The sequence below is a fragment of the Streptohalobacillus salinus genome (assembly GCF_003201605.1).
Classification (GTDB): domain Bacteria; phylum Bacillota; class Bacilli; order Bacillales; family Amphibacillaceae; genus Streptohalobacillus; species Streptohalobacillus salinus.
In genome coordinates, this window is record NZ_QJJR01000028.1 from 1 (window position 1) to 3,323 (window position 3,323).

At 34.0% G+C, this 3,323-nt stretch carries 1 protein-coding gene and 2 pseudogenes; 2 read left to right on the plus strand and 1 reads right to left on the minus strand.

Features of this window, described 5'->3' with window-relative positions:
* Positions 1-215 precede the first annotated feature (215 nt).
* Positions 216-1,532: pseudogene (locus DES38_RS11830) on the plus strand (ISL3 family transposase).
* Positions 1,533-1,923: 391 nt separating this feature from the next.
* Positions 1,924-2,238, plus strand: coding sequence for a hypothetical protein (locus DES38_RS11835; RefSeq protein WP_110252285.1), 315 nt, complete (start codon positions 1,924-1,926; stop codon positions 2,236-2,238).
* Between the two features lie 717 nt (positions 2,239-2,955).
* On the opposite strand, the pseudogene DES38_RS12255 reads toward DES38_RS11835, so the two are convergent.
* A pseudogene (locus tag DES38_RS12255) lies at positions 2,956-3,042 on the minus strand (DNA/RNA non-specific endonuclease); the annotation flags it as partial.
* Between the last annotated feature and the right edge of the window lie 281 nt (positions 3,043-3,323).

A 3,323-nucleotide genomic window follows, 5' to 3' on the forward strand; every position in this document is an offset into this window, starting at 1 on the left:
AATGCTTATAAACCATAATCTTCTCAAATCTCAGACGAATAATAATTAAATACTGGTTATTTTTTATAAATATCACTTGACTACACGTAGGAAATGACGTTGGTGAGTGAAAACTCGCTAGCGTTATTTTTCTATATAAATAGAAAACAAGTGAGTTTCCCTGTAGAATAGTAGTCGACAAAAACCAAATTCCAAGAAGGGGAGCTCACTTGTCTATGTCACATGATATAAGAAAACTACTAGATATTCAAGATAAAAACATTATTTTCGAGGAAAATTGCGTCCATTTTGAAAAACACAAAGGACAGACATGTAAATTCGTACAAGCAGACTTAACCTATGATCCATCACATTGTCCAAAATGTGGTAAGAAGAAAGAAGACGTCTTCATCTATAAAAACGGGAAACAAACATCGCGGATCACTATCCCTATGATAGGCACGCATCCAACTTACTTGCGGTTAAAGAAACAACGCTTTATGTGTAAGGGATGCGGATCAAGTTTTACTGCCAAAGCGCCTATGGTGAAAGCCCATTGTTTCATCGCTTATACCAGTAAAGCACAGGTGCTTATTAAAGCCGCAGAGGCACAATCGATCACGAACATTTCGAAAGATTGTCGTGTTTCTCATGCGACAGTACAGCGCGTCATTAATGAGGAAGCAAAGCGATACAAAACGTATTTCCAGTCACTCCCTAAGCACCTATCTTTCGATGAATTTAAGTATGTAAAAGGAAAGATGGCTTTTGAATATATTAATGCTGAAACAGGAGCGATTCTAGATATCTTAGAAGGACGTGATCGTCGTACAATTACAAATCATTTCATTACACACTATAGTCTAGCAGCTCGAAAGCGTGTTGAAACCATTACAATCGATATGAATGCAGGCTATGTCAGCTTAATAAAAGAACTATTTCCTAAGGCAAAGATAATTATCGATCGCTTTCATCTGGTTCAATTAATTAATCGATCGATGAATAAAGCACGTGTAAAAATTATGAATCAATTTCACACATCTAATGGAGAAGATCTGAAGAAATACCGTCGTTTAAAGGCTTATTGAAAGTTACTTCTTAAAAAAGAAGCAGAGCTATCGTCTACAGTATACAAACAGTATCGCTTATTTGGACAACGTTTAGAATCTGCGATTGTACAAGAGATGATCGCTTATGATGAAGCGTTAGCGATCAACTATAACCTCTATCAACGTCTTCTTAGAGCAATGGATCAGCATGATTACAAGGCATTGGAAAACATTCTAAACCAGAGATGCCCGAACGAAACAACCACTTATTTACGAACGAGTCTCAAGACACTTAGAAAGCATTTACCTTATACACAAAACAGCTTTACCTACCCGTACAACAACGGCCGTATTGAAGGGATTAACAATAAGATTAAAGTACTTAATCGTGTCGCCTATGGTTATAGAAACTTTACGCATTATAAGAATAGAATCATCTTACATTTCAACTTAAAGTCAGTAGAAAAAACAACTGAAAATAAAACACGCTCCACAGCAGCTTAACTACTAGGGAGCGTGATCATATAATTCATCGCTAAATATTCTTCACCAACGTCATTTGACAAAGAACCTTAACTTAATGGAAGAACTCTTCCCAAAATCTCAACATCTAATATCGGTCTTTTTTTCGGGCACTAAAATTAGTTGCATGCGTTTTAAACGTTGATATAATAAGGTTTAATAACCTATATTACATCATGCCGCCCGTGTATTAAGAACGTTAATAGATAGAAATAAGTTCTAAAAAGCCTATAAACTCAATGTTTCTATTTTTATGAGTTAATTACAAATTGCTGATTTCAAACATAAACATGAGCAAAACATGAGCATCCTGAAAAAATCACCAAAAAATAAAATTAATATTTAAATGTCTTGGTCAAAGGAGAGGTTGGAAATGGACGTAACAAACAATGGTAAAGCGATAGAAATTAAAGTGGACTTTTACGATGCTGCAATATTAGCTAATGCAGTTAATAAGGGAATCGAGGCATATCGAAGGTACGGCGCTGACGAATTTGCAGATGAAGCTGAGTACATGGTAAAACAGTTAAACAGACCAAAGGCAATCGGTGAGGACGTAAGCAAAGCGAATTTACTTAATAAAATCCGTAAGTATTTGGCAACACAACGAAGGACAGGAAAGATTAGTGATATCGATGTAGAAATAAGCAAATTAGCAAATGAAATTGAAATAATAACAGAAAAGTAAGGATTGGGAAAGAGTATATTTGAGTCGGTGAGAAACCGTAGCTGAAACTATTACACTTATCCACTTTTTTACTTCTAATTCCCATTAAATACATTGCATTTTCAATAAATGACTAAAACCCATTTGAAAAATTAACGTTCTTATTAAATTAATATAAGTAATCAAAATTCACTTACAAAAAGAATCGATCTTAATTTGTTTCCTGATTTGTGTAGTTACAATATATAATTATTCTGGTACTGATGGAGAAAAACAGTGTGAAATTATTTCATTAAAATCACTATTATTAACACCCAGACCAAGGAATCATATTAGCAAAAAGATTTTGGGTATATTATTAACAGAGAAGGTTTATTAGTGGTTTGATGATATCGACTATTTTTCTAAAAAAAGTTATAATCTTTATAAGAAAACATAAAATAACCAAGAATGCTGGAAACTTTCTCGGTTAGCACGGTAAGGAGTTTAGGTGGAGAACCCCTCTGGATTACCTAGCTAAAACATAGTAAAACAAAGAAGAACCCCTACCCTATGTTTTTTTTGCGGTCACGGGTGGGGGTTCACTTCTTTTCAATCATATCTTTTGTGAGTTTCCTGATGTATAGATACCCCGTCTTTTCTTTAAATCCTTTAATACCAAAAATTTTAGCCCTTTTAAGCAGAATAACGTTTTACATGATCATCTCAAGAATGGCAAATTGTTATAGTATTAGTGTCTCACTCACCTACCATCCCATCACCATCACGCATATAAGGGTATAACCAATGGTCGTCCCTAATCGGCATACTGAAACCTGCATCTTTATTTATGAATTATAAATCAGAAATTTGTAGCAATTCAGCTTAAAATATTACATCCGATGTAATTATAAGCGGATTTCGACAAAATACGCAATATTACATTAATATTAGAGTTTTATTTTAATGAATTTGGAATCTTTATACAAATATGTCTATCTATCAAGTTAATACTAGTTTAAAATATAAGAGTGACTATTGCCAATGATATTTACCAGGCTTGCCAAGTTTATGTCCAGTGATTGCCAACAATTGTACCACTGTTTGCCAAGCTACTTACCACTTAA

Excerpts from the sequence above, each read along its gene's own strand:
- DES38_RS11835 (WP_110252285.1), top strand. The coding sequence starts at position 1,924 with ATGGACGTAACAAACAATGGTAAAGCGATAGAAATTAAAGTGGACTTT.